This window comes from Nostoc sp., assembly GCF_036917395.1.
Classification (GTDB): Bacteria; Cyanobacteriota; Cyanobacteriia; order Cyanobacteriales; family Nostocaceae; genus Nostoc.
Genome location: NZ_JBALDI010000012.1, coordinates 67,851 through 92,442 on the forward strand (window position 1 = coordinate 67,851; position 24,592 = coordinate 92,442).

Genomic DNA, 24,592 nt, shown 5'->3' on the forward strand with positions numbered 1-24,592 from the left:
GAGATAAATCCCCCAGCCCCATTCCCTATCAGGGTTGGGGGAGAGGTTCTTTCAAGATTACTGAATTGGTGTTCTAGTACATAAAAAAGTGATGTTTTCTTTTATTTAGTTTGCAAATTTTAATTTATCGGATGGGTAATTCAATGATAAACTCTATGCCTTCATCTGGTTGGGAATGGTATGTAAGCTTGCCGTGATGATTATTAACCACAATTTGGTAAGCAATAGATAGACCAAGCCCTGTTCCTTTCCCAACGGGTTTTGTTGTGTAAAAGGCATCAAATATTTTTGTTTTTTCTGCTTTGTTTATACCTGAGCCATTGTCGGCAATTCTTAAAATAACTTGCTCTCCAATTACCTCAGTTTTAATTTTAATCAAGCCATAATATTGATAGTTTTTACCTAAATATTTGTTTTTATATATTTCTTCAATTGCATCGATCGCATTACAAATTAAATTCATAAAAACCTGATTGATTTCGCCAGCAAAACACTCAATAAGTGGCAAATCTCCATATTCTTTGATTAGTTGGATAGCTGGGTAGTTAGCATTTTGTTTAAACCGATGTCCGAGAATGAGTAATGTACTTTCTAACCCTTCATGCAAATTAGCTAGTTTTTTACCATCTTCTCTGTGTCGTGAGAAGTTGTTCAAATATGACACAATTTCTGTAACGCGATTTGTACCAAATTGCATGGATTGAATAATTTTAGATAAATCATTTAACAAAAAGTTGATGTCGCTTTTTTGAATTGCATTTTGAATTTCATTTGGGGGTTCTGGCAGATATTTTTGATAGAGATACAGTAAATTAACTATCTCATGTACATACTGTTCAACAAATTTTAAGTTGCCAGCTATAAAATTGATCGGATTATTAACTTCATGAGCAATTCCTGCTGTCAGTTGACCTAAAGCTGCTACCTTTTCTGCTTGAATCAGTTGAGTTTGAGTCTGTTGTAATTCGACGTTTTTAGCAATTAAGGTTTTCGTTAAATTTCTTAGCTTTAGGTGATTTTCGATCCGCACCAAGACTTCTTCATGCTGAAAAGGTTTGGTAATGTAGTCTACGGCTCCCAATTGCAAACCTTTAACTTTATCAGCAGTTTCTGAGAGGGCTGTCATAAAAATGACCGGAATATCTTGGACACGAGGATTGCTTTTTAGCTGTTTACAGGTTTCAAAACCATCTATACCCGGCATCATCACATCCAGCAAGATTAAATCAGGTAAATCATCATTTTCTAATCGCTGAAGGGCTTTTTCACCGCTGCGTGCTGCCCAAACTTCAAAGCTAGACTGATCCAGAAAACTGGATAAAACTTGTAAATTGGTAGGGTTATCGTCAACGACTAAAACAACTCCCCTGGAAGGAGCGTAATTGATAGAATTATTTTGGTCTACAATAGTCGTTTTCATACTGTTTCCACCGCATATTGACTCAAGAAACTGAGGATTAAATCTTCATCAAATTGCCTTGCTAGCTGTCGTAGTTCGTTAGCAAATGGCGCGAAGGTTGTGTCTGTTTCCTCAAGTTGATCAGTCCACTTGAGAATGGCATTGAAGTTACCTTTACTGGCTAAGGTGACTAGTTCCTGCAACACTTTGGGGGAAGGAGAGGTTAATTGAGCAGGTTGGCTATTTGCTGTCGTTGCTTCTTTGGCTTTTTCTCCATCAGGCTGAGATTGCTTGTAAATCCATACCAAATTTAAGTAGCGTTCTAATTGATGCAATAATTCATTTACCTGTATAGGTTTGCTGAGAAAGGCGTTACCTCCAGCTTGCAGGCTGCGATGTTGGTCGGCTTCAAAAACACTAGCGGAAGAGACGATAATCAAGACATCCTGAATTTCTGGAGTGTGACGCAGGTGTTTAATTAATTCAAACCCATCCATTTCTGGCATCAGCAAATCTGTGATGATTAAATCTGGCTTGAGGGCGATCGCTTTTTCTAAACCTTCTTTACCGTTGCTGGCTTCAACTACATTAAAACCCAGTGGTTGCAGTAAGTTTGTAATCACTGTGCGATTCTCCCAGCGATCGTCAACCATCAGGATGGTGTAGGGGCTACCCTCAAAGCCAATGATTTGTTTCTCTGATACAGCGATCGCAGGCTGAAAATAGTCATTCGCTTCGGGAATCTCCAATTCAAACCAGAAGCTACTCCCCTGACCGATCTGACTCTTAACATGGATATCGCTACCCATCATCTGCACTAACTGCCGAGTAATAGCTAAACCCAGCCCTGTGCCTTCAGCTTGGCGCTTTTTCTCACCTACTTGTTCAAATGGCAAGAAAATTTTGCTCAATTCTGTGGTACTTATGCCAATTCCCGTGTCTTCTACAGTACAGCGAAGGCGATGTTTTACTATCTGCCCATCATTGGGAGGTTGATCGATAACTTCAATATTGAAAGTAACCTGACCTTCATCTGTAAATTTGATGGCATTTCCTAGCAGATTCAATAGCACCTGACGTAATCTTTTGATATCAACATGAACCCCTGTAGGCAAGTTGATCGCGGGTTCATAGACAAACAAAATGCCCTTTTCTTTTGTCCGAATCTGGCATATTTCGACAATTCCTTGGAGAAAAGATGGGAAATGCACATCATGGGGATACAGTTCTAGCTTTTTCGCTTCAATTTTGGAGAGATCCAAAATGTCATTAATTAAAGTCAGCAGATGAGAGCCGCATTGTTCAATAATATTGACGTGATATTGCTCTTGATTAGGTAAAGCTGGGGAACGCAGCAAAATTTGGGCACAACCAAGAATGCCATTCAAGGGCGTTCGCAGTTCATGACTCATGTTGGCTAAAAATTCGCTTTTAGCATGGTTGGCTGTATCAGATGCAGCTTTAGACTTTTTCAGTTGAGCTTGTTCAAATGCTTGCACCTGCCACAAGACAGTAATCATGGTGAGTGTCAGTCCACCGACAATTAAGGCAATCAAATCGAGGAATTGCAATCGAGATTCGATATTTTGGCGGGGAATCACCAAAGCCACAGACCAATTAGCGGCTTGTAACGGCAGATAAGCTACATACTTTTTAGTGCCGTCAATTTCCATCAACTCAATTCCCTGTTGTTTGTTTACCATCCGTTGGGCGATCGCATTTAAATTGCGATCGCCCATTTTCAGCAAGCTGGGTGCAGGTTTTTCTACGGTTGACATTAACGCCGAGTTAGGATGGATGATTGCTTGTCCTTTGGAATTGAGGGCAAAAGCATAGCTGTTCGTGTCATAGTGCAGGGAATTGACAACCTCCGCAATGTGATCGACTCTCACATTGCCCTGAAAGGCCCCAATCGGTGAACTACTGCTAGCAGAATTTGACCAGATCGGGGTGGAGATCGCAATTAAAGGAATTCCTGTAGAACGGCTAATGAAGGGGTCAGAAATGTTCCTCTTTCCTGAAATTGCTTTTTGAAAGTAGTCTCGATCCTGAATATTTTTATTTGATCGACCAGCTTTTGTATTGGAATATGAACCATCTGGATTAGCTATTTGGAAAAGGAAAAATTCATTGATCCGCTTAACTTCTGCCTTTAAATAGGGGTCTGCCACAGACCAATTTAAGGAGCGGACAGTTGAAGTATTAGCTAGGGTTTCTACCTCCACTTGGCGAAGGTATAACCACTGATCAATTTTAGCAACCCCTCTCTGTACCTCTACAAAAGCGCTCTGTCTCAAATCTTTGAGCATCATATTTCTAGCAGCTTGATAGCTGAAATAAGCAGAAATACTGACTACAAGGGTAGTGCCGCCAAGAATAAATCGAATCAGTAAATTTCGTGAGGGATAATTTCCTTTGTCAGATGATAATAGACTGGAGTTTTGTTGTATCAAGGGTTAGCTCCTTAATCACATACTTCGGTAAGAAAAAATTCTAGGTTATCTTTAGATTGCCCAAGAAATTACCGATGCTCACAGCTTTTGTTAAAATAGTCAAGAAATTTATAGTAATGCTGTGGATTATAAATTTTTATTTAAAAATATTCTTCCAAATCAACTATAATTCTAATTCTTGCTTCTAAGAAGTGTTGTTAATACATAAGTTTTGGATACTAAACGATCGCACACTAACAAACCAATCAATGGAATATGTGCAATCAGGCAAGCCTTAGATATAAAATCGTGAGCGCCTAATATTTAAACAATCAGGCTAAATTAGAAACAAAATCAGCAGAAAAAGTAAATATCATCAGTGGTCAAAGGTCTGTTTTTATAATTCCGCAGTCTCAGCAAACTTGTACTTTACAAGATTTGCACGCTGCCGCTTTTATATAGCACTTCTCGAAACAAGGGGTAAAATCCCCTTGTTAAAAATAGGCAAACTCACGCCACAGTCTACTAAGGTGTCCTCTGCGGTGGATTAGTAGGATTAGGAACTGGGATAATTGGCACAATTATAGGCTTTGGTTTCTCGCCTTGCAGTTGAATCTGGGCTTGATTGCGGGCGTCTATTGCTTGTTGGTAATTAGGCTTGTATTTTATTGCTTGATTGTAAGATGCGATCGCATCTTGATACCGTTTCAAATTTAACAGGGCATTACCTCTGCTATACCAGCTTTCAGAATGGTCTGGTTTATAACGAACTGCCTTATTATAAGATGCGATCGCATCTGCGTATTTTTGCAAAATGTATTGTGAATTCCCCAGATTATACCATAGTTGATAGTCGTTTCTCTTAAGTGTTGCTGCTTTATTATAAGATTTTATTGCTTCTTCATAGCGTTGGGTTTGATGCAGCGACCAGCCCAGATTATACCATGCTTGATAGTTACTCGGATTGTATTTAATTACTTGATTGAAAGATTCAATGGCTTCTGGATAACGTTGTAAATTCATGAGGATATTACTTCTCGCCAACCAAGCTTGATAATAATTTGGCTGGTATTGCACTGCTTTATCATAAGCTGTGAACGCATCTCTGTAGCGTCGCAACTTGACTAGCGCGTTTCCCCAATTATACCAAGCTGGCTCGTAGTCTGGTTTTAAATCAACGACTTTTTCATAGGCTGCGATCGCATCTTCATATCGCTGAGAATTTTGTAAGGCTAATCCTTTTTTATACCAAGCTTCGTAATTATCTGGTTTGAATTCAATCGCTTTTTCATAAGATTTAATTGCTTGATCATATTGGTTTAAATTACTTAAAGCTTCACCCTTAGCATTCCAGACTTCCGAGTTTTTATCATTTAATTGTAAAGCTTTGTCAAAAGAGGCGATCGCTTCTTGATATCGCTGTAAACTTACTAATACAAAGCCTCGTCCGCTCCAAGCTTCAAAATAATCTGGTTGAATTTGAATTGCTTTATCATATGCAGCTAATGCTTCTTTATATTTTTTTAATTTATACAGCGTTTTGCCTTGACCATTCCATCCTTGAGCATAATCTGGTTTAATATCAATGGCTTTTTCATATACTTCTAATGCGTCTTGATAGCGTTGCAAATCAAAAAATGTATTTCCTTGCTTAGATAATTCTATGGCGTTATTTGAATTAATGTGATTAAAAATAAATATTGATGCTACTCCACTAACTCCAATTAAAAATATTGCTAGGAAAATTTTAACTAATATTCCTTTTTTCGGTTGGGGTTTGGTTATATTCTTTGGTGGAGAAATAGGAGTTAACGCTATTGTCTCGGCAGGTGGTTGGGTTAACTCTTTCAACGCTTGTAATGCTACCGTTGCCGAAGGATAGCGTTGCCGAAAATCGTAGCACACCATTTTATCTAAGAATTGAGCGAATTCTGGCGTTACCGTGGCTTGATTGTGCCAGATGATTTCATTAGTATCAACATCTTTTACTATTTCCTCTGGTGATAATCCGGTCAAAGCTTGAATAGCAATTATTCCCGTAGCATAAATATCACTGCTTAATTTTGGTGTACCATGAGCTTGTTCACTAGGAATATATCCAGGCGTACCTATAGCAACGGTACCTCTAGTTGAGCCTTCAGGAGTAATCACCTGGGTAGTAATTTGTTTAACTGCACCAAAATCAATTAAGATTAATTTGCCATCTTGGTGGCGTCTGAGGATATTTCCGGGATTAACATCACGGTGAATTACATTCTGTTGATGGACAAATTCTAAGATTGTCAAAATTTCTTGCAAAAGTGAAATTACTTGGTCTTGAGTTAGGGTTTTACCTGGTATTAATTCTTGACTCAAGTCGTGGCCTTTGATCAATTCCTGTACGAGATAGAATTCGGCATTTTCCTCAAAGTAAGCTAAAAGTTGAGGAATGCGATCGTGAGTTCCTAATTTATATAGAACTTGTGCTTCTGTATCAAATAAACGCCTAGCTGTCTCTAAAGTTACTGGATCAGTTGCCTGAAGCTTAAGTTTCTTAACAACACATTGAGGTGATCCGGGTAATTGAGTATCATAAGCCACAAATGTTTCACCAAAACCCCCTCCTCCCAAGTTACTAATAATTTGGTATCTTCCAACAAGTGTGTTTCCTAGCATCTCGTTTGCCTAGTTAAGTGCGATGCGATCTGATTTCAATCTTGCCACAGGTTAAGCAGAAGTGAGGGAGTGGGGAGTGGGGAGTAGGGAGTTGATAGGGAACCGCTTGGATTATGACTTGTTTGATGTTTCTTAATTACGAATTATGTTAGCGAGTCTTTGAGCGTCATTACGAATTAGTATGATTCCTATTAGTGATAATATTCGTTGTCGGAGTAAACCGATTATTAATTACTGGCTGATTGGCATTAATATTGCCATATTTTTATGGGAACTTAAACTAGAATTTAGTGATGAATTGGGCTATTTTGTCAATAGTTGGGGGGTGATTCCAGCCCAAATTAGTAGCGCAATTACAAATGCACTATTCAACAACTCTGCTGCTTGGATAATTGTAATTTGGCAAACATTATCACTACTTTTGGGAATATTTATACATGGCAGTTTTAGTCAAATATTGGGAAATCTGCTATTTTTGTGGGTTTTTGGGAAGACTGTCGAAAATATTCTGGGACATAGACGCTATCTAGGATTTTATCTGGCTGCTGGGGTGATCACAGGGATAGGACAAATTCTAGCTGAACCGAGTTTGACAGTACCATTGATTGGGGCAAATGGCGCGATCGCAGCTGTTTTAGGAGCATATGTTATGAAATTTCCTAAAGCTAAAATTGACACAATTTTGCCGCTAATAATCTTGTATATCCCCATCGAACTCCCAGCCTTTTTCTATATATTTTGGTGGTTTGTGCAACAATTATTTTATGGTATAAGCAGTTTAAATATTCCCCCTGTTGGCGTAAATCAATCGGGTGTTGTATTCTGGGGGCAAGTTGTGGGATTATTGATTGGTGCAGCTTTCATGCGATTGAAAAGATAAGTGATTACTAAATAACTGCTGGATGCTCCCGCGTCTTGTCGTTAGACATCGCTATGAATATCAGATGTCTTTTTGCTAAAACTTCTATGTACCTTTTGATGGATTGTATTTTTAAGCTAAAAAATCCATACTGCTAAAGCTAGAGGATGCCTACTCATCAAATCGGTATTGTTTAGTTATGAGCAGTGTATAAGATGCCAAATGTTGATAAAACTAACTTTCAAGTCACTGATGAATTAGCAGTTCTGCGGCAGCGTGTGGCTGAGTTAGAGCAATCAGAAATATCTTATCAACAAAGGCAAGCAGCGCTTGAGGAACAACTAACAAAACTAGAAACAGAACTGGCAACAGCAACACAGAATCCTCAGATTCAAGTTGTCGAGTATGGCATTAAATCGCATCTTCAACAAGGAATATCCACAGCCTTCAATCTGCCAATAGATGGGGCGGTGAGTTTACAGCAACTCCAACAAGAAATTGTCCAGCGACAGCAGATAGAAGTCTCCCTGAGGGAGAGTGAAGAACGGCTCAGGCTAGCTCTAGATGCTTCCCAGATGGGCTTGTGGGATTGGAATATTGTTACCAATCAAGTTATCTGGTCTGAAAATCATGAAGTGCTTTTTGGTCTGCTTCCAGGGAGTTTTGAGGGCACTTATGAGGCGTTTCTGAAGTGCGTTTATCGTGAAGACAGGCAATCTGTAATGCAAGTTATTGCCCAGGCTTTAAGACAAAAGACTGACTACAACAATGAATTTCGCATAGTTCGATTAGATCAAAGTGTACATTGGATTTCTGCCAAGGGAAAATTTATTTATGACGATCAGGGACAAGCGGTGCGAATGATCGGAGTTTGTATGGAAACTACTGTGTGCAAGCAGGCAGAAGAAAGTACTCGTGAACTAACAACTCAAGTCCAAGAACAGGCAAATATTTTAAATGCTATCCTCACTGCATCGGTAGATCACATTTACATTTTTAATCGCAGAGGTTGCTATCAGTATGTCAGTTGTGATGGAGCTACTTTACTAGGCTTAAAGCCCCAGGATATCATCGGAAAAACTTTGCAAGAACTGGATTTACCTACAGACCTTGTAGAGCAGGTAGATAATCAACGACAAGCTGTGATGAAAACTGGGCAGCCGATTAAGGATCAGTGTGAATATCTTACCGCTGATGGAGTGCATTATTATGAATACATCCTCACAGCATTACGGAATTCTAATCAAACTATTGAAGGCGTAATTAGTGTTTATCACGATATTACCGAACACAAACGCGCAGAAAAATCATTACGTGAAAGTCAAGCGCGATTTCGGCGTTTATTTGAATCTAATCTGATTGGGGTCGCTTTTTGGAATGTGGATGGCTTTATTATTGATGCCAATGATGCCTTTCTTAAACTAGCTGGCTACACTCGTAATCAGTTTGCCACCTTAGGGAGAATTAATTGGAGAGAACTTACTCCTGTCGAGTATAAGGATTTAGACGATCGCGCCCTCTTGGAAGTGCAAGCCACTGGAGTTTCCAGAATTTATGAGAAAGAGTACCTCCACCCCAACGGGAAGCGAGTCCCAATTGTTTTGGGGATAGCCTTGCTGAATGACTCCAAAAATAATGGTGTTGCTTTTGTACTGGATATTACTGATGTCTACGACGAGCTTCGCTTACGCAAATTAGCCGAGAAAGAATGCGATCGCCTCCTCGAACGAGAAAAAACAGCACGCCAACAAGCAGAAATCGCCAACAAAATTAAAGATGAATTTCTGGGGGTTCTCTCACATGAACTGCGAACCCCACTCAACTCCCTTCTGGGGTGGTCAAAAATGCTGCGGACTCGCAAGTTTGATGAAAAAACCACTAACCACGCCTTGGAAACCATTGAACGCAACGCCAAGTTACAAACCCAGCTAATTGAAGATTTGTTGGATGTGTCTCACATCCTCCAAGGAAAATTAAACTTGAATATCTGTCCGGTAAGCTTGGTAATGGTGGTTGAAGCAGCACTAAAGACAGTACAACTAGCCGCACAAGCTAGGTCAATTCAAATTCAGACCATATTTGCTCCCACTTTGGGACAAGTGATGGGCGACCCAAATCGGCTGCAACAAGTTGTGTGGAACTTGCTCTCCAATGCAGTAAAATTTACACCAACAGGAGGACGGGTAGAAATTCGACTTATGGAAGCTGCTAACCAGGCTCAAATTCAGGTCAGTGATACAGGTAAGGGAATTTCGCCAGACTTTTTGTCTTATGTGTTTGATTACTTTCGCCAAGCTGATGGCACAACTACTCGGACATTTGGGGGATTAGGTTTAGGATTAGCGCTCGTGCGTAAGGTTGTAGAAATGCATGGGGGAAAAGTTCAAGTCGAAAGTCCTGGAGAAGGATCGGGTGCAACCTTCACTGTTGAGCTACCCCTTTTAGTCAGAAGTGAAGATGTTAGATGTGAAGAGAATGAGTCTTTAGATTCTGAGCCGGAATCCTCGCTCCTTTCAAACACTCAAATTTTGGTGGTAGACGATGAACCCGATATCCGCGACTTAATTACCTTTATTTTGCAAGACTACGGTGCAGAAGTAACCGCCGTATCTTCAGCACAGGAAGCATTACAAGCGCTATCTGAGTCGATACCAGATGTTTTAATTAGCGATATTGGAATGCCAAAGACAGACGGTTATATGCTAATGCGGGAAGTGAGAGCGCGATCGCCTCAACAAGGAGGACGCGTACCAGCGATCGCTTTGACCGCTTATGCAGGGGAAATGAATCAACAGCAAGCGCTAGCAGCAGGATTTCAAATGCATATTTCTAAACCAGTAGATCCAGATGTATTGCTGAAAGCGATCGCTGATTTAATTGAGCCAAGCTGATATAAGTAAGTGTCCCAGAGGCTTTCCATAACTTTAGTGTTGTATTAACATTGTCAGTCGATACAATCACATTGTCAGTCGATACAATCACATTGTCAGTCGATGCAATCACATTGTCAGTCGATACAATCGCATTGTCAGTCGATACAATCGCATTGTCAGCCGATGCAATCGCATTGTCAGCCGATACAATGATTTGCTGGTGCTAGCGTTCTTCTACGGCGACGGTTCGTCTAGAACATCGATTCAGTAATCAAAAACCAATCCCCCACCTTTGTAGGGTTGGGGAAGCCAAACATCCCCTCTTTGAAACGGAGCTACGGTGTATCACATAAGTCTGAAATAGCTGATGATTAATTAAGGTTTTACCCCACCCTAACCCTCCCCGATGCATTGGGGAGGGAACTGGATTTCCTGTTTCCCACCTTTCCAAGGGGAGCCACTGCGTTGCGGAGGTTCCCTCCGTTGTAAGTGGCGTGGGATTAAGGGGGGTAATTCGACTTGTGTGTACACTGTAGCTCCGTTTCAAAGAGGGATTGAGGGAGAGGTTCTTCCAGGATTACTGAATTGGTGTTCTAAAAGTGTGAGCCACCGCTACCTCCAAAATGCGATCGCCCAGATTTATAACACTACTAACGATACTGGTTATCATGCATGAGAATCGCTATAAAATGAGTAAAAGGGTCTTATCTATCAACAATTTCAATCTTAAACACTATAAAGTGTCCTAAATTAAAGACAGCTATCTACCGTTTGGATGGAAATGACTGAGCAACGTGATGCTGACTCACCGTCAACTGATTCTCAGCAATTGAGTAAACCGACCGATAAAGCAACAACCAAGTCGGTCGATAATTCCTGGACAAACCGCATTGCTGGTGTCTGGAACAACGCAACAACACGCTTAACGCAACTCTTACCCGTAGAACAAGTGGCACAAACGGTTGTTGAATGGTTTAGTGTAAGCGAGGCTCAGGTTGCAGAGATTTTAGAGAAAGTCCGAGCCGAACTGCCAACCACAGAAGCCCTCGTGATTGGTAAACCCCAAGCCGGAAAAAGTTCAATTGTCAGGGGATTGACAGGAGTATCTGCCGATATTGTTGGTCAGGGATTTCGTCCCCACACGCAACACACCCAACGCTATGCCTATCCTTCCAATGACCTGCCGTTATTGATTTTTACTGATACGGTCGGACTAGGTGATGTTAAACAAGATACTCAGGCAATTATTCAGGAGTTAGTTGGCGATTTACAAAAAGAGACTCGTTCCGCCAGAATCCTGCTTCTCACCGTTAAAATCAATGATTTTGCAACTGACACGCTACGACAAATTGCTCAACAGTTGCGCCAGCAGTATCCAAATATTCCCTGTCTGCTGGTAGTTACCTGCTTGCACGAGGTTTATCCTGGCGATATCGTCGATCATCCTGCCTATCCACCAGATTATCAGGAAGTCAACCGCGCATTTAGCGCAATGCAACAAGCCTTTGCCGCAATAACTGACCGCTCTGTACGAATTGACTTTACTTTAGAAGAAGATGGTTACACTCCGGTATTTTATGGCTTAGAAGCGCTGAGAGATTCCCTGGCAGAATTACTCCCAGAAGCCGAAGCCCAGGCGATTTATCAGCTTTTGGATCAAGAAGAAACTGGTAAGCAACTTGGCAACCTTTACCGAGATGCTGCCCGCCGTTATATTTTGCCATTTGCGATTATGTCTGCCACCGTCGCGGCTGTACCTCTGCCATTTGCCACAATGCCCGTACTCACTGCCTTGCAAGGATCAATGGTGGGTCTGTTGGGTAAATTATATGGGCAGACACTTACGCCATCTCAGGCGGGAGGCGTTGTGAGTGCGATCGCAGGTGGTTTTTTAGCACAGGCAATTGCCCGGGAGTTAATTAAATTTATACCAGGTTTTGGTAGTGCGATCGCAGCCTCTTGGGCAGCCGCCTATACCTGGGCGTTAGGGGAAGCTGCCTGCGTTTACTTTGGTGATTTAATGGGAGGAAAGAAACCTGATCCCCAAAAAATTCAGTTGGTGATGCAAGAAGCGTTCCAGGCGGCGCAAGAACGGTTTAAGGGAATCAAACGTTAAGACTCAATAATCCTTATCCAGCATGTTTTTCGCAATTCCTGTGCGTTTACCTTGATCAACTATGGCTTCTAATAGTTAGCTGAAGAATTGCTCATTTAGTCGTTCAATTTCACATCTGTCCTACTTTCAATTGCTACTTGCTCTAAAGTCGGTTCTTCAAGCGTAAACTCATCAATCAGCGTAATTATCACCGCTGCCGCAGGCACTGCAAGCAGTATACCAATAAATCCAAATAGCTTACCCATTACCAGAAATGTCACAATCACCATTACCGGATGAATATTAACTTGCTGACCCATCACCACAGGCTGAACAACATGGGCATCTACTTGATTCATTACAAAGAAAAGTATCAGCACAAATATTAGCTTTAGCGGTGAAATACTCAGTGCTATTAATGCTGGTAAAAAAGCACCAATAATCGAACCAAAGTAAGGAATTATTTCAAATAAACCTGCAATAATCCCAAATGGCAGGGCTGACGGAATTCCCAAAATCAAAAGTCCAAAGGCTGCTCCAACACCCAGAAATATCATCGCTATCCCTGTCCCAAAAATCCAGCCCCGCAATCTTGTCTCGCAAGCCTTAAGGATTCGTTTAAACCGTGGATGATGTCGCCTTGGTACTAATCTTAAAATCCCTTTCACTAAGGAATTAGGATCGTAAGCCATGTAAAGCGCTAGAATTAACGTCGCTACCAACTCCACAGTTAAACTCAAAGCTTCACCTAAGAAAACTGGTACTCCAGCCAGTAACTGGTCGGTCAAGTTCCGTAGTTGTATTAGTGCTTGGGAAATATCCGGAATAAAACTGAATCTCTGACGTAGTTGCTCAACATCTCCTGTCAATCTATTGAGATAAGTTGGTAATGTTTTTATTAATTTTTGAGACTCAAACGTCACACTTGGTAAGACTACAGTAGCTAATACTACAACAAATCCGACGATTAATCCAATTAATAACAGAACAGCAAGATCCTGTGATTTGACTAACTTTTGCAAAAACCGTAATAACGTTCGCAAAATTAAAGCAATCAATGCTGCAATAGTTAAAAGTTCTAATACTGGTAAAAGTTGGTATAGGATGTAGAGTATCACAGCTACCATTACTGCCAATGGTGCACCACGAGTTAACTGCGACCATCCACTTTCTGTATCTCTAGGATTCGCCATTACTGTCACTTATTCTTCTGTTGATCATTATTTAAATTATGGTTCGATAAATTGAGTTTTTTACCGATTTTTGCGTAATTCCTGTTACTGAAGTACACAAATTGGATCTCAAAGTCAACCAGAAAGCCTGTTTTACTTCTGAATACTAAATTTTGACTGTCATGAGTTATTCATTTACACATTACGCACCTTGAAAAAACTGTAAATTGCAAGCCCAATAGCTAAAAGGAATACTGCATGAATTAAATTTCTAGCAATATGAAATACGAGCCTAATCCTCAAAAAGCAATCTGTGCAACAACAATACCCTAAAGTATACTTAACATAATATATTTCCTCTTGAGCAAGTGATTTTTATTGATTCAGATATTTTATCATCTAACTTGAGTCTTATTCCATTTGTCATAGATATAGAAATTTCAATCATCAATAATCACTTTCTTAAAGTTACAAAAAATTCTCCTACACTTTTTCCTTTGCTGCTGGCACAATGCCAAACTTATTTAAACCTGCATCAATGTTCTTAAGTGCTTTAAAATCCTCCTCTGGTAAGGGATAGCTGCTACTGCTGAACAAACCCCTACTGACAGCAGGCTGCTTTTCCAAAAAAGAGAAAGCTTGGCGAAACTGATGCGGCTCGGCTTTAATCGGTGAATCAAAGTGGCAGGGAATAATCCACTCAAAGTCCCAACTAGCAACTTTATCAGCCCAGTCAATGGTTTCTTTGGGTGCGCGGTTGAGAATCAGCGTCTGTAAAATTGGTGCGACAAACAAACGCCCATTCCCTCGCAGCACATCAAACGATCGCTGCCAATCTGACTGCCATTTAAAGGGATACAATCCAAAATAAGCTTTCCTTGAACGTTCTGGTGCTTTCAAGGCATCTTGCAATACTTGACTCCATTGGCGTATATCTAGTGTGCTTGGTTGAAAGTACAAAGCAAACAACGAGATCCGCCGCCAACCCTTACGGCGATTTACTTCAATGTCTGCAACAATATCAAAAGCATGATCCTTGGCATGGAATAGCAAGGGATATGGATCTAATAAAACGATCGCAGGTGGATCTTCTGGGATAGAAAGCACAGAATCTGTTACTAAAAGAGTATGCGATCGCTTGTGGAAAAAAGCAACTTCCGCAAACCGACCAGGCCCAAGCTCGATGGGGCCCAGCATTGCATAATCAAACTCGTCAGCAAAGGGTGTTTTGCTACTATCTTCTGGGAGTACTTGAGTGCGTTTTGAGGGTAAGCCAAGCCAGCTAAGGGGGAGATTTAGCGGGAAACTCCACTGATGGGGAGCCACAAACACCAGTGCAGTCCCAAAATATCTAGCGAAGGGGCCGACGAAGACTTTGTGTTCTATAGCGGAGATAGTTGGCAGAATAATGTATTTAATGTTACCGTGTTCCGCCACCAACTCATTCACAAGCCGAATACACTCTGGGGTTGGTGCAACAGGCGCATAGACGAGAAGACCCCCGGCTTCTAGCTTAACTACAGTCATGCGAATCGGTACAACAACATAGAGAATGCCCTGAATCTGGTCAAAATTCCAGATTGTGCCCTTAATCACTTCTTTGCGGATTGTCTGCCGCCTACCAAATGGGTAGAGTGGCACAACAGGCCATAATTTCCACGAAAAGTCTTTTGGATGTATCTGTTGTGTATTGACTATGCGTTGATCATCAGCCACTCTGCAACCCCCTCCAAATTCCCGATGTTCAAATTGTTTTTATTTGCTCTCCACAAAGTTGGAGTTTAGCAAATTGTTGAGATAATCATACCAATTCCTAATTCGTAATGACGCTCGATTGCGTCCCTTGGGCGTCTCCAAGAGTTGTGTTAGCAACTGTGCGTAGCGTCTGACTCGCCTTCTCTACGAGACGCTACGCGAATGGCGAGAAGCAAGTTACGTATTCGTAATATTATATCCGGCATGGTTCATACACGATAAAAAATCATGAGCAAATATAAAATTTTAAAACCTGAGCAAAGTTACACTTTTAGTCAATACTTTTTATTACCTAACCCAACAATAGATGTAGTAGCTGAGTTTGAGTACGGCTACGATCGCACAGAACTAGAATTACCAAGACACTTTGCTAATATTAGCTATTTAGAATTTTTACAAAATTATTTACAGCGCAATATAAAGCTTTTTAATCCGATGGCTGAGATATCAATCAGAGAATTTATGATTGCTCCTATCCTTGCTGAAATCTGCGATCAAACAAAAGCTCAACTATATAGTGAATATCCACTTAATGTGGATGAAAAGCTCAAAGGCACTTTGGATTATTACTTACATAAATCTAACTCACTATTGGTGATTGAAGCAAAACAATCAGATATCAGAAGGGGGTTTACACAGCTAGCAGTAGAATTAATAGCTCTGGATCAGTCTCTAGATAATCAATCATCAATTTTATTTGGCGCAGTTACTAATGGAGATGACTGGAAATTTGGTACACTCAATAGACAACAGAAGCTAATTACAGAAGATATTAAACTTTATCGTGTTCCTGAAGGTTTAGAAGATTTGGTACGAGTACTAGTAGGCATCCTTTCATCTGAGGTTTGACGGAATGACGGGAGTTGATAAACAGCTTGAAGACTTATTGTTTAGGAAGATACTCTGACGCAGAGAGTTTTTTTTAGTAATGATTAGGCGGATATAATATGACTCACTATATTTTAAAAGCTACCAAAGAAACTGTGCATTTAGGTGGTTTCTCCCATCTGCTAGAACCAGTACTCACTATTAATTCAGGCGATACAGTTGACGTAGAAACTTATACTGGTTACTACGTTTATGACAAAGCACCACCTGAGTTTATCACACCAGAATTTCTCGACATCTGCCAAAATCTTCTACCAGAACGCAAAATTGCCGGGGGGCCGCATTTACTCACAGGGCCGATTTATGTACGCGATGCCGAACCAGGGGATGTTTTAGAAGTACAATTAGATGCGATCGCACCTCGTTTACCCGTCGGCTTCAATGCCATTCGTACAGGTTGGGGAGCTTTACCACATCAGTTTCCTCAACCTGCTTTGAGATTCATTCCTCTAGATTTAGCAAACAATATCGCAGAATTTCCGGCGGGTGCTGGCATAAAAATTCCCCTGAAACCGTTTTTTGGAATTCTTGGTGTCGCTACTCCAGAAACCTCTCGAACTTCTGTCCCACCAGGTTCTTACGGTGGTAATATTGACAATCGGGAACTGCAAGCTGGTTCTCGTTTATTTTTGCCAATTTTTGTACCAGGTGGATTATTTTCTATTGGTGATGGACATTCTGCACAAGGAGACGGCGAAGTGAATGTTACCGCCATTGAAACTTCGATGAACGGTAGAATTACCCTCAAACTTCGCAAGGATTTACAACTGACAACACCAATTGCTGAAACTCCAACTCATATCATCACAATGGGCTTTGCTCAAACCTTAGATGAAGCCTTAGAACAAGCTTTAAAAAACATGATTGATTTTCTGGAACGCTTCGTAAATTTGTCGCCAGAAGACGCTTATGTATTGTGTAGTTTAGCTGTGAATTTTCATATTACTCAAGTTGTCAACAATCCTCAAAAAGGTGTGCATGGAATGCTACCAAAATCAATCTTCTCCAAAAATATTAATTTCTAATTTGTAATTTGGCGACCATTTTTTATGTCTAATATCTTTATCCAACTGTTGTTAATCGGTTTAATTTCTGGCGTTGCTGGCGGGATGTTTGGTATTGGTGGCGGCGCAATTATGATTCCGGCAATGGTATTAGTAATTGGTTTAGATCAGAAGTTAGCTACAGGAACTTCTGTGGCTGCTCAAATTTTGCCAATCGGCATTTTAGCAGCCTTAGTTTACCACCAAAACGGTAATCTTAATATCAAATATGCCCTGATTATTGCAGTTGGTTTAATTGTGGGTAACTTCTTCGGGGCATTGTTTGCAAATCAGCCGTTTATTAGCACCGAGTTAATGAAAAAGCTGTATGGCATCTTTGTGTTAATGATAGGTATTCGTTATTTACTGCCAAATTAAAGAGTTTAATTAAGCTTCAGCAATATCTTTGTTAAGCCATCTCCTAGCTTTTCAATATATTGCTGCTGTTTAGGATCTTTTAACGTATCATCAGCATTAAAGGCTTCGTAAGCTTTGGGCACGGCTACCTGATCGGGAAGTACCAAAACTTTCATGTTTCCCAAGATAGACCGCAGGTGAACCAACCCCCGCAGACCACCAAGAGCGCCTGGGGAAGCGCTCATAATACTAGCGACTTTACCTGCAAAAGCAGTCAAAGCCAAAGGTGCTTCATTTGGATATGGACGGGATGCCCAGTCAATGGCGTTCTTCAAAACTGCTGTGAGTGAACTGTTATATTCAGGCGAAGCAATCAGCAATCCTTGATGAGAAATCATCAAGTCCTTAAAAGTGCGGGCGTTGGCAGGTAGTCCTTCTTGAGCTTCCAAATTTTCATCAAAAAGAGGTAGCGCCAAATCGCGGAGGTCTATATAAGTCACTTCTGCGCCTGCTGCCTTCGCGCCAGCCGCCGCGATTTTTACCAATTTTTTGTTGTAAGAATCAATCCGGGTGCTGCCAGCAAAGGCGAGGATTTTAGGTGTAGATGCCATAGTTTTAGGTTGAATGGGAATAAATTGGCCAGTTCAACTGCATTATCCTGTTTTCAGGCGATCGCTATTTGTTACCTTTAGATTTTCTTTATAAACATCGTACCTGCAGAATATGGGTTGAAACCATAAAACTCCAATTTGATTGTTGAAAATAAACTGAGTCTAAAGTAGCCAGTTTTATCAGCGTTTTCTCTGAAAAACTGCTCAGAAATCAGATAGAATTCTTATACTACCTGTAAGTATTTTTGTTCAAACTTGTTACGTCTCTATTCTTTACGAAATTTTGATCAACCAACTAATATTTGCCATCTTTGACGAACTACTAAAACTAATTTGTACATTTTCTTGTATAACCAATCAGGTAAAGAAGCTAAAAATAAATAAACTAAACCAGAGAAAACTACCCAATTGAAAAACTCGTCTATGACAAAACCTAAATGAAAAGTTAAATAGTAATTTATTATTCGAGAAACAATTAAGTACCAGAAAGATAGAATTATTGTCGGTAAAGTGACTGATGCGGCTAAAAAGTAACGACTGTTTTTCTGTTTTATCCATGTAACAACTTGGGGAATTGTAAAAATTAAAAACATGAGTCTATAATCCCAGTTGTGACCAAACAGAAAAGTACCTATATAAATACCAGCCCCTACTCTAAAAGAGTCTATATCCTTATTTTTTCTATTTTACTTTCATCTAAATTATAATTCTTAAATACTAATAATAAAGCTATTGTAAATATTAAAAATAATAACAAATGAAAAAATATAGGTAGTATAAATTTTAAAAAACTTAGATAATTTAATTTTTAAAAATGATTTTCTAAAGCTAATATAAAAACATCATATCCATAGGACATATCAGTTCCTTTAGGAGTCACATTAATCATTTGTTTGACATCTGATAATGTGAAAAGAAGATAAGCTAAAAAGCTCATACAAGTCATAGCTAAAAGAAGCCAAAATCGAGATATTTTTTCCTTTAAAATTAAACCAATGCCAAAAATGGGAAAGAGCTTAAGAAAAGCAGCAAATATAATCAAACATAATGCAGCTATTACTGAAAAACATCCTACTCTTATAGCAATTGCCAGAATAAAAAATAAGAATAAGTCAGGTGTTCCTCTTTCTACACCCAGCATTATAGCTGGGGAAATAAAGGCACATGAAAGTATACAAGCTGTCAGTTTATCAAGCTTTTTAATAAAAATAAAAGGACTCAAAAAAAATGAACTTATAAAAATTGTTCCTAGAAGATTAGTATGGCTCTGGTTCAATCTAAAATAAAAAAGAACATTCCATAATCTTGAGAGATTCATAGGACGATGCCAAGGATCTCGCACATTATTAAATAAAGGATCATATCCTAGAACACTAGCCTCTGAACCACTTGTGATTGCACGAGTATCAGCAAAGTTTGGCATCATGACAGGAATATGCCACAATCTCCATAGGGTTGTATATCCAAAAAAGGTACATATTAAGTAACTGAGTACCAATACGGACAGAAACACAATGAGTAGTAATATCTTACCTTTCATAAATTGAAGTTTTTATAACTTACTTATAGTTTTTTGTTCTTTGCTCTGAATTAAATTCAGAACAGGCAGAATGTCAAATGAACGCTTTGTTTTGGAAAAGTTTCAGGAATACAAGAAAAGCGGTGAATTTCAATTGTTCTAAAGCATTTTTTCCAAGAACTGTTTAGCGCGATCGCACTTAGGATTTTGAAAAAACTCGTTAGGAGTAGTATCTTCTGCTAAACTTCCCTGATCGAGGAACATAATCCGATTAGCAACTTCTCTTGCAAAGCCCATTTCATGCGTAACGATCGCCATTGTCATTCCAGATAGCGCTAAAGCTTTCATCACTTCCAGCACATCTTTGACCATTTCTGGATCTAATGCAGAGGTGGGTTCATCAAACAAAATCATCTCTGGTTCCATTGCTAATGCACGGGCGATCGCTACTCGCTGTTTCTGTCCCCCGGATAGTTTGGACGGATAGACAGACACTTTTGACTCTAAACCTACCTTCGCAAGCAATTCTAAGCCATGTTCTTCTGCTTTTTGCTTGTTTATTCCTTTCACTTTGATGGGTGCATAGGTGACATTTTGCAGCACATTCATGTGGGGAAACAAATTAAAATGTTGAAATACCATCACCAAATGCTGGCGCACCTTAGCGATGTTTGCTTTGGGTTTGGTAATTTCTTGATCGTGAAAGTAGATTCTTCCTCTGGTGGGTTGTTCTAGTAAGTTTATGCATCGCAGAAGGGTAGATTTACCTGAACCAGAAGGGCCAAGTATAGCAACCACTTCCCCCTGATAAAACTCAGTGGAAATATCTTTGAGTACGTCGAGTTTGCCAAAGGATTTAGATAAGAATTCCGTGCGAATTACTACATTACTCACTTTGCCGTAACCTCCTTTCTAAAGCGGATGCACCCAACGTCATACCCATTACCAAAACATAGTAGATTAACCCTGCAAATAGCAGTGGTTCAAAATAAATATACTTATTTGCACCAACGATTTGGGCGCTGCGTAATATTTCCACCACCCCAATGGTTGACACCAGCGCGGAATCTTTGAGCAATCCAATAGTTTCATTTACCAATGCTGGCAGAATATTCTTCAATGCTTGGGGCAAAATCACATCCCACATCATCAACCAATAGGGAACACCCATAGACATCGCTGCTTCACTTTGCCCTTTATCCACCGCCTGAATCCCACCCCTGATGGTTTCCGACATATAAGCACCAGAATTTAGGGTAAAAGTTAGCACCCCAGCCTGCAATGCTGAAATGTCATAGCCTGTAAGCTGGGGTGTTGCGTAGTAAACCAACGCCAACTGTAATAACAAAGGTGTGCCTCGAAAAACAGAGGTGTAGGCGTTAGCAACCCAGGTAAGCGGCTTGATGCCGATAATTTTTAATAGAGACAGGATTGTTCCCCAGATTAACCCCAAGGATACAGATAATAGCGTAAACAACAAAGTTAAAGGGATTCCCCGAAGAATAAAGGGAATGTCTGGAAGAATTCTAGTGAAGTCGAGATTCAATCCGCCTTTAGCAGGAGTTGAGGATGCAGGATTGGCGGCGGTGTTCAGTGAAAACCACTTGGCTACAAGTTTTTTCAATGTGCCATCATCCTTCATCTGTTGAAGGACTTTGTTAAACGGTTCTACAAAAGAAGAACCTTTGGGAAAAGCGATCGCTGATCCACTTGCCTCCTCTGAGGGAATAATATTAAATTCTAAATCTGGGTTAGCTTGGGCGAATCCCTTAGCGACAGTATCCTCAACAATTGCTGCATCAATTCGCCCAGATTTGATTTCCTGAACTACTTCCGGCACTTTGTTGAGTTGCTTTAGCTGAATCCCCGCAACTTTTTTAGCAATTTTCTGGGCATTTTGTTCTTGTATCGTTCCTAGTTGTACCCCAACCTTTTTTCCTGATAAGTCTTGGGGCTGCTTCAGGTTGCTACCTTTAGGTGCGACAATCGTATCTTTAGCTTCGTAATAAATAATTGAAAAATCAACATTTTTCTGACGTTCTGGAGTCGGCGTCATCCCAGCCATTACAAAGTCAGCGCGATTTGCTTGGAGTGCAGGAATTAATCCATTAAAATCGGATTCCATTATTTGAAGTTTAAACCCTAGTTTTTCAGCAAGGGTTTTGGCAATATCTATATCAAAGCCAATGATTTGGCGATCGCCTCCTTTCGTATCATAAAACTCATAAGGAGGATAATCTGGGGAAGTAATTATCGTCAGCGTGTCTTTACCTAAAGATGAGGCAGCTTTTAGAGAATTACTATGTCCTGTGATGATGCTGATTCCTACTACTGCTACAACCAGTATCGTTAATAGCCATACTTTTTTTTTCTTCATGGACTTGATAAGTATATAAACTCCATTCCGCACCTTAAACTGTCAAATCAATCGAGCAGATAATACCTGTGATATCATGTCCGCTGAATTTCCCATAATAAAAGAACTTCACCCCGCCTATAGCTAAAGCAAAGCTACAGGCTTCCCCTAGTAGGCTACAGTGTACACATAAGTCTTCTAAAGCTGCCCCACATCTTGCTCTGCAATGCCAATGCATCAACTGACAATGCCAATGCATCGACTTACAATGCCAATGCATCGACTTACAATGCTAATGCATCGACTTACAATGCCAATGCATCGACTTACAATGCCAATGCATCGACTCGCAATACCAATGCATCGACTCGCAATGCCAATGCATCGACTCGCAATACCAATGCATCGACTTACAATGCCAATGCATCGACTTGCAATACCAATGCATCGACTTACAATGCCAATGCATCGACCTGTAAAAATTAACGCACCCTACGTTAGGTAGCAACTTTAAAAGACTTATGTGTACACGGTAGCTTTAGTAGGGTAGAAGATGGGGGAGAGGTGACGCAGTAATCACAAGTAATTTACAGGAGATCATCTGACATACAGCAGGAAAAAATTCTAATATCCATTTCTGTAGGTAATATATCTGCCTAATCCCATGAAAACTTCGGGACTGTCAAATTCTGACTTTGGTCGCTTCCAGCAGCTTGACGCTGGCATAAATAGCATCAATATAAGGTGTGGGAATTTGAGTAAGTTTTCCCAATTCTGCCACCGCGCCAACAATCGCCTCTATCTCCGTAGCGCGTCCGGTTTCAATATCTTGTAACATTGAGGTTTTGTGGGCACCAACATTTTCTGCCCCATTAATTCGCTGTTCCAAAGTGATGCCAAACTTTATACCCAAATTTTCAGCGATCGCTTGAGTTTCACTCATCATTTGTCGCGCTAGTTCACGGGTGAGGGGATAGCGGCAAATATCCTCTAGAGTAGCACCAGTCAGGGCACTGATCGGATTAAACGCGACATTACCCCACAATTTGATCCAAATCTCCGTGCGAATCTGATTGCGGATTGGTGCTTTAAATCCTGCCTGTTTTAAAGTCTGCGCCAATAATTGGATGCGTTCTGTTTTAGTGCCGTCGATTTCACCAAGAGTAAAGCGATCGCCTTCAATATGTTTGATCACACCTGGTTCAATTATCTCAGTTGCTGGGTAAACAACACAACCGATGGCGCGGTCAGCACCGATATTAGCTTCAATAATCCCATCTGGGTCAACAGATTGAATGCGTGTACCTTCATACTCACTGCCATACTTGCGAAAGTACCACCAAGGAACGCCATTTTGCGCTGTCACCACTATTGTGTGAGGATCGTAGAGTGCAGGGAGAGAGGGTGCGATCGCAGTTACACTGTGAGCCTTAACAGTTAAAATTACTACATCTTGTGGCCCCGCTGACTGAATATCACTAGTTGCCATCGGAGTGGCAATTTGGCTGGAACCGTCTGCCATGAGTAACTTCAGCCCATTTTTTTGAATTGCCTCCAAATGAGAACCGCGAGCGATTAGCGTCACCTCTTCACCTGCCAGTGCCAGTTTTGCTCCTAAATATCCACCAATCGCACCCGCGCCAACAATACAGATTTTCATCTTTTTTAGGGATAGTTAGCAAATAATTAATTAGTTATTTACCCTCAAACAGCTAGGCTTTGCATCGCCGACAGCAGGTCTTGATGAACAGATTTTGAGGCAGCTACTATCAATCCAGGCAGGCTATAGTTTTTACAACTGTGCAGTGGCGGTAAAGTCGAACCGTCCAGAGTAGTTACAATCCAGCCAGCCTCTTTCGCAATAAAAGCGAGTGCAGCACTATCAATAAATTTGCCCGATTTGATAACTGCTCCACTCAAGTCGTCACTGAGAATACCATTGAGATTGGGAATTTGAATATCACTAGAGTAATCAGTCGCTATATCAATTAATTTATATTGATCTTTTAGTAAAGGTGCGACAGAATTCATTCCCCATCCCAACAAAATAGAAGGTTTGGCAGATGTTATGTGTAACGGGGCACAGGCTTCTAAGCTCATTTCCAGCGTCCCTTTAAAAGCACCTTCGCCTCTAAAAGCGTAAAAATAAACATTTTCGGCAGGGGAAATGGCAATTACTGCTTCAAAATCATCCGAATTTAGAATACTGAGAATAATTTGGTAATTAGAATGTCCATCCATGTAAAACTTCGTGCCATCAATCGGGTCGAGTGTGACTAAGTAATCACCTTGTGAACCTAGTTCGGTAGCACGAAAATACTTGGTGTTGTTAGAACTTTCATACTCTTCACCATAAAAGCGAATCTCTGGGAAAGTGCCCAGTAATACTACTTCTATTAGATTTTGAATAGCCACATCTGCATCAGTAAGGGCGGCAGCAAAAAAGTTTTTGCCTTGTTCTTTAGCCGGAAGTGCAGCAATTTTTGGTTGAAGAAAATTGGCATAAGCTGCTGCTACTTTGAGATGGGGAAGTAAAGTCTCCAAAATTAGTCGGGTAGTTGGTGTTGTAGACATTGCA

20 protein-coding genes are annotated in these 24,592 nt (G+C 40.4%); 9 read left to right on the forward strand and 11 right to left on the reverse strand.

All coding sequences use genetic code 11. From position 1 onward, the window contains the following. Window positions 1–124: 124 nt before the first annotated feature. The 3 genes from V7K46_RS07905 to V7K46_RS07915 form a co-directional block, all read right to left on the reverse strand. Window positions 125–1,420, reverse strand: a complete 1,296-nt coding sequence (locus V7K46_RS07905) for a hybrid sensor histidine kinase/response regulator (RefSeq protein ID WP_335111999.1) — start codon at window positions 1,418–1,420, stop codon at window positions 125–127. Beyond that, on the reverse strand, window positions 1,417–3,852 hold the full coding sequence (locus V7K46_RS07910; RefSeq protein ID WP_335112000.1) for a hybrid sensor histidine kinase/response regulator: 2,436 nt from the start codon (window positions 3,850–3,852) through the stop codon (window positions 1,417–1,419). The genes V7K46_RS07905 and V7K46_RS07910 overlap by 4 nt, the downstream gene beginning before the upstream one ends. 504 nt (window positions 3,853–4,356) lie before the next feature. Beyond that, on the reverse strand, window positions 4,357–6,486 hold the full coding sequence (locus tag V7K46_RS07915; protein ID WP_335112001.1) for a tetratricopeptide repeat protein: 2,130 nt from the start codon (window positions 6,484–6,486) through the stop codon (window positions 4,357–4,359). 181 nt (window positions 6,487–6,667) lie between these two features. On the opposite strand from V7K46_RS07915, the gene V7K46_RS07920 reads away from it, so the two are divergent. From V7K46_RS07920 to V7K46_RS07935, 5 genes are all read left to right on the forward strand, one after another. Beyond that, the gene (locus tag V7K46_RS07920; RefSeq protein WP_335112002.1) at window positions 6,668–7,366 is read left to right on the forward strand and encodes a rhomboid family intramembrane serine protease; all 699 of its coding nucleotides are present in this window, start codon (window positions 6,668–6,670) and stop codon (window positions 7,364–7,366) included. Window positions 7,367–7,560: 194 nt separating this feature from the next. After that, window positions 7,561–10,236 carry a hybrid sensor histidine kinase/response regulator gene (locus V7K46_RS07925; RefSeq protein WP_335112003.1) on the forward strand — a complete coding sequence of 892 codons (2,676 nt, stop codon included), beginning with the start codon at window positions 7,561–7,563 and terminating at the stop codon, window positions 10,234–10,236. A 91-nt stretch (window positions 10,237–10,327) separates the two neighbouring features. Continuing rightward, the gene (locus V7K46_RS31970; RefSeq protein WP_442939811.1) at window positions 10,328–10,489 is read left to right on the forward strand and encodes a hypothetical protein; all 162 of its coding nucleotides are present in this window, start codon (window positions 10,328–10,330) and stop codon (window positions 10,487–10,489) included. Between the two features lie 252 nt (window positions 10,490–10,741). Beyond that, window positions 10,742–10,894 (forward strand): hypothetical protein, encoded by a 153-nt coding sequence (locus tag V7K46_RS07930; RefSeq protein WP_335112004.1) that lies wholly within the window; start codon window positions 10,742–10,744, stop codon window positions 10,892–10,894. 105 nt (window positions 10,895–10,999) lie between these two features. Next, window positions 11,000–12,334 carry a GTPase family protein gene (locus tag V7K46_RS07935; RefSeq protein ID WP_335112005.1) on the forward strand — a complete coding sequence of 445 codons (1,335 nt, stop codon included), beginning with the start codon at window positions 11,000–11,002 and terminating at the stop codon, window positions 12,332–12,334. Window positions 12,335–12,429: 95 nt separating this feature from the next. On the opposite strand, the gene V7K46_RS07940 is transcribed toward V7K46_RS07935, so the two are convergent. Beyond that, on the reverse strand, window positions 12,430–13,506 hold the full coding sequence (locus tag V7K46_RS07940) for an AI-2E family transporter (protein WP_335112006.1): 1,077 nt from the start codon (window positions 13,504–13,506) through the stop codon (window positions 12,430–12,432). A 462-nt stretch (window positions 13,507–13,968) separates the two neighbouring features. Then, a complete protein-coding gene (locus V7K46_RS07945) occupies window positions 13,969–15,201 on the reverse strand; it encodes a DUF4336 domain-containing protein (protein WP_335112007.1) in 1,233 nt (410 codons plus the stop codon). A 267-nt stretch (window positions 15,202–15,468) separates the two neighbouring features. On the opposite strand from V7K46_RS07945, the gene V7K46_RS07950 reads away from it, so the two are divergent. From V7K46_RS07950 to V7K46_RS07960, 3 genes are all read left to right on the forward strand, one after another. Next, window positions 15,469–16,089, forward strand: a complete 621-nt coding sequence (locus tag V7K46_RS07950; protein ID WP_335112008.1) for a hypothetical protein — start codon at window positions 15,469–15,471, stop codon at window positions 16,087–16,089. A gap of 98 nt (window positions 16,090–16,187) precedes the next feature. Further along, window positions 16,188–17,153 carry an acetamidase/formamidase family protein gene (locus V7K46_RS07955; protein WP_335112009.1) on the forward strand — a complete coding sequence of 322 codons (966 nt, stop codon included), beginning with the start codon at window positions 16,188–16,190 and terminating at the stop codon, window positions 17,151–17,153. 24 nt (window positions 17,154–17,177) lie between these two features. After that, window positions 17,178–17,549: a sulfite exporter TauE/SafE family protein gene (locus V7K46_RS07960; protein ID WP_335112010.1), complete on the forward strand. Its 372-nt coding sequence runs from the start codon at window positions 17,178–17,180 to the stop codon at window positions 17,547–17,549. A 5-nt stretch (window positions 17,550–17,554) separates the two neighbouring features. Here the strand turns inward: V7K46_RS07960 and V7K46_RS07965 are convergent, their stop codons facing one another. The 4 genes from V7K46_RS07965 to V7K46_RS07980 all read right to left on the reverse strand — a co-directional run bounded on the left by V7K46_RS07965 (window position 17,555) and on the right by V7K46_RS07980 (window position 22,035). Next, entirely contained in the window at window positions 17,555–18,139 is a 585-nt protein-coding gene (locus V7K46_RS07965) for an NADPH-dependent FMN reductase (RefSeq protein WP_335112011.1), read from the reverse strand. Between the two features lie 808 nt (window positions 18,140–18,947). Beyond that, window positions 18,948–19,565 carry a hypothetical protein gene (locus V7K46_RS07970; RefSeq protein ID WP_335112012.1) on the reverse strand — a complete coding sequence of 206 codons (618 nt, stop codon included), beginning with the start codon at window positions 19,563–19,565 and terminating at the stop codon, window positions 18,948–18,950. A gap of 252 nt (window positions 19,566–19,817) precedes the next feature. Next, window positions 19,818–20,552 carry an amino acid ABC transporter ATP-binding protein gene (locus V7K46_RS07975; protein ID WP_335112013.1) on the reverse strand — a complete coding sequence of 245 codons (735 nt, stop codon included), beginning with the start codon at window positions 20,550–20,552 and terminating at the stop codon, window positions 19,818–19,820. Then, on the reverse strand, window positions 20,545–22,035 hold the full coding sequence (locus V7K46_RS07980; RefSeq protein WP_335112014.1) for an ABC transporter permease subunit: 1,491 nt from the start codon (window positions 22,033–22,035) through the stop codon (window positions 20,545–20,547). Before V7K46_RS07980 ends, V7K46_RS07975 begins: the two co-directional genes overlap by 8 nt. A gap of 195 nt (window positions 22,036–22,230) precedes the next feature. Between V7K46_RS07980 and V7K46_RS07985 the strand changes: the two genes are divergently transcribed. Then, on the forward strand, window positions 22,231–22,500 hold the full coding sequence (locus V7K46_RS07985) for a hypothetical protein (protein ID WP_335112015.1): 270 nt from the start codon (window positions 22,231–22,233) through the stop codon (window positions 22,498–22,500). A gap of 196 nt (window positions 22,501–22,696) precedes the next feature. Here V7K46_RS07985 and V7K46_RS07990 read toward each other — a convergent pair whose 3' ends face one another. Together V7K46_RS07990 and V7K46_RS07995 are read right to left on the reverse strand one after the other, a co-directional pair. Beyond that, window positions 22,697–23,674, reverse strand: a complete 978-nt coding sequence (locus V7K46_RS07990; RefSeq protein WP_335112016.1) for a 2-dehydropantoate 2-reductase — start codon at window positions 23,672–23,674, stop codon at window positions 22,697–22,699. Between the two features lie 44 nt (window positions 23,675–23,718). Then, window positions 23,719–24,588: an inositol monophosphatase family protein gene (locus V7K46_RS07995; RefSeq protein ID WP_335112017.1), complete on the reverse strand. Its 870-nt coding sequence runs from the start codon at window positions 24,586–24,588 to the stop codon at window positions 23,719–23,721. Between the last annotated feature and the right edge of the window lie 4 nt (window positions 24,589–24,592).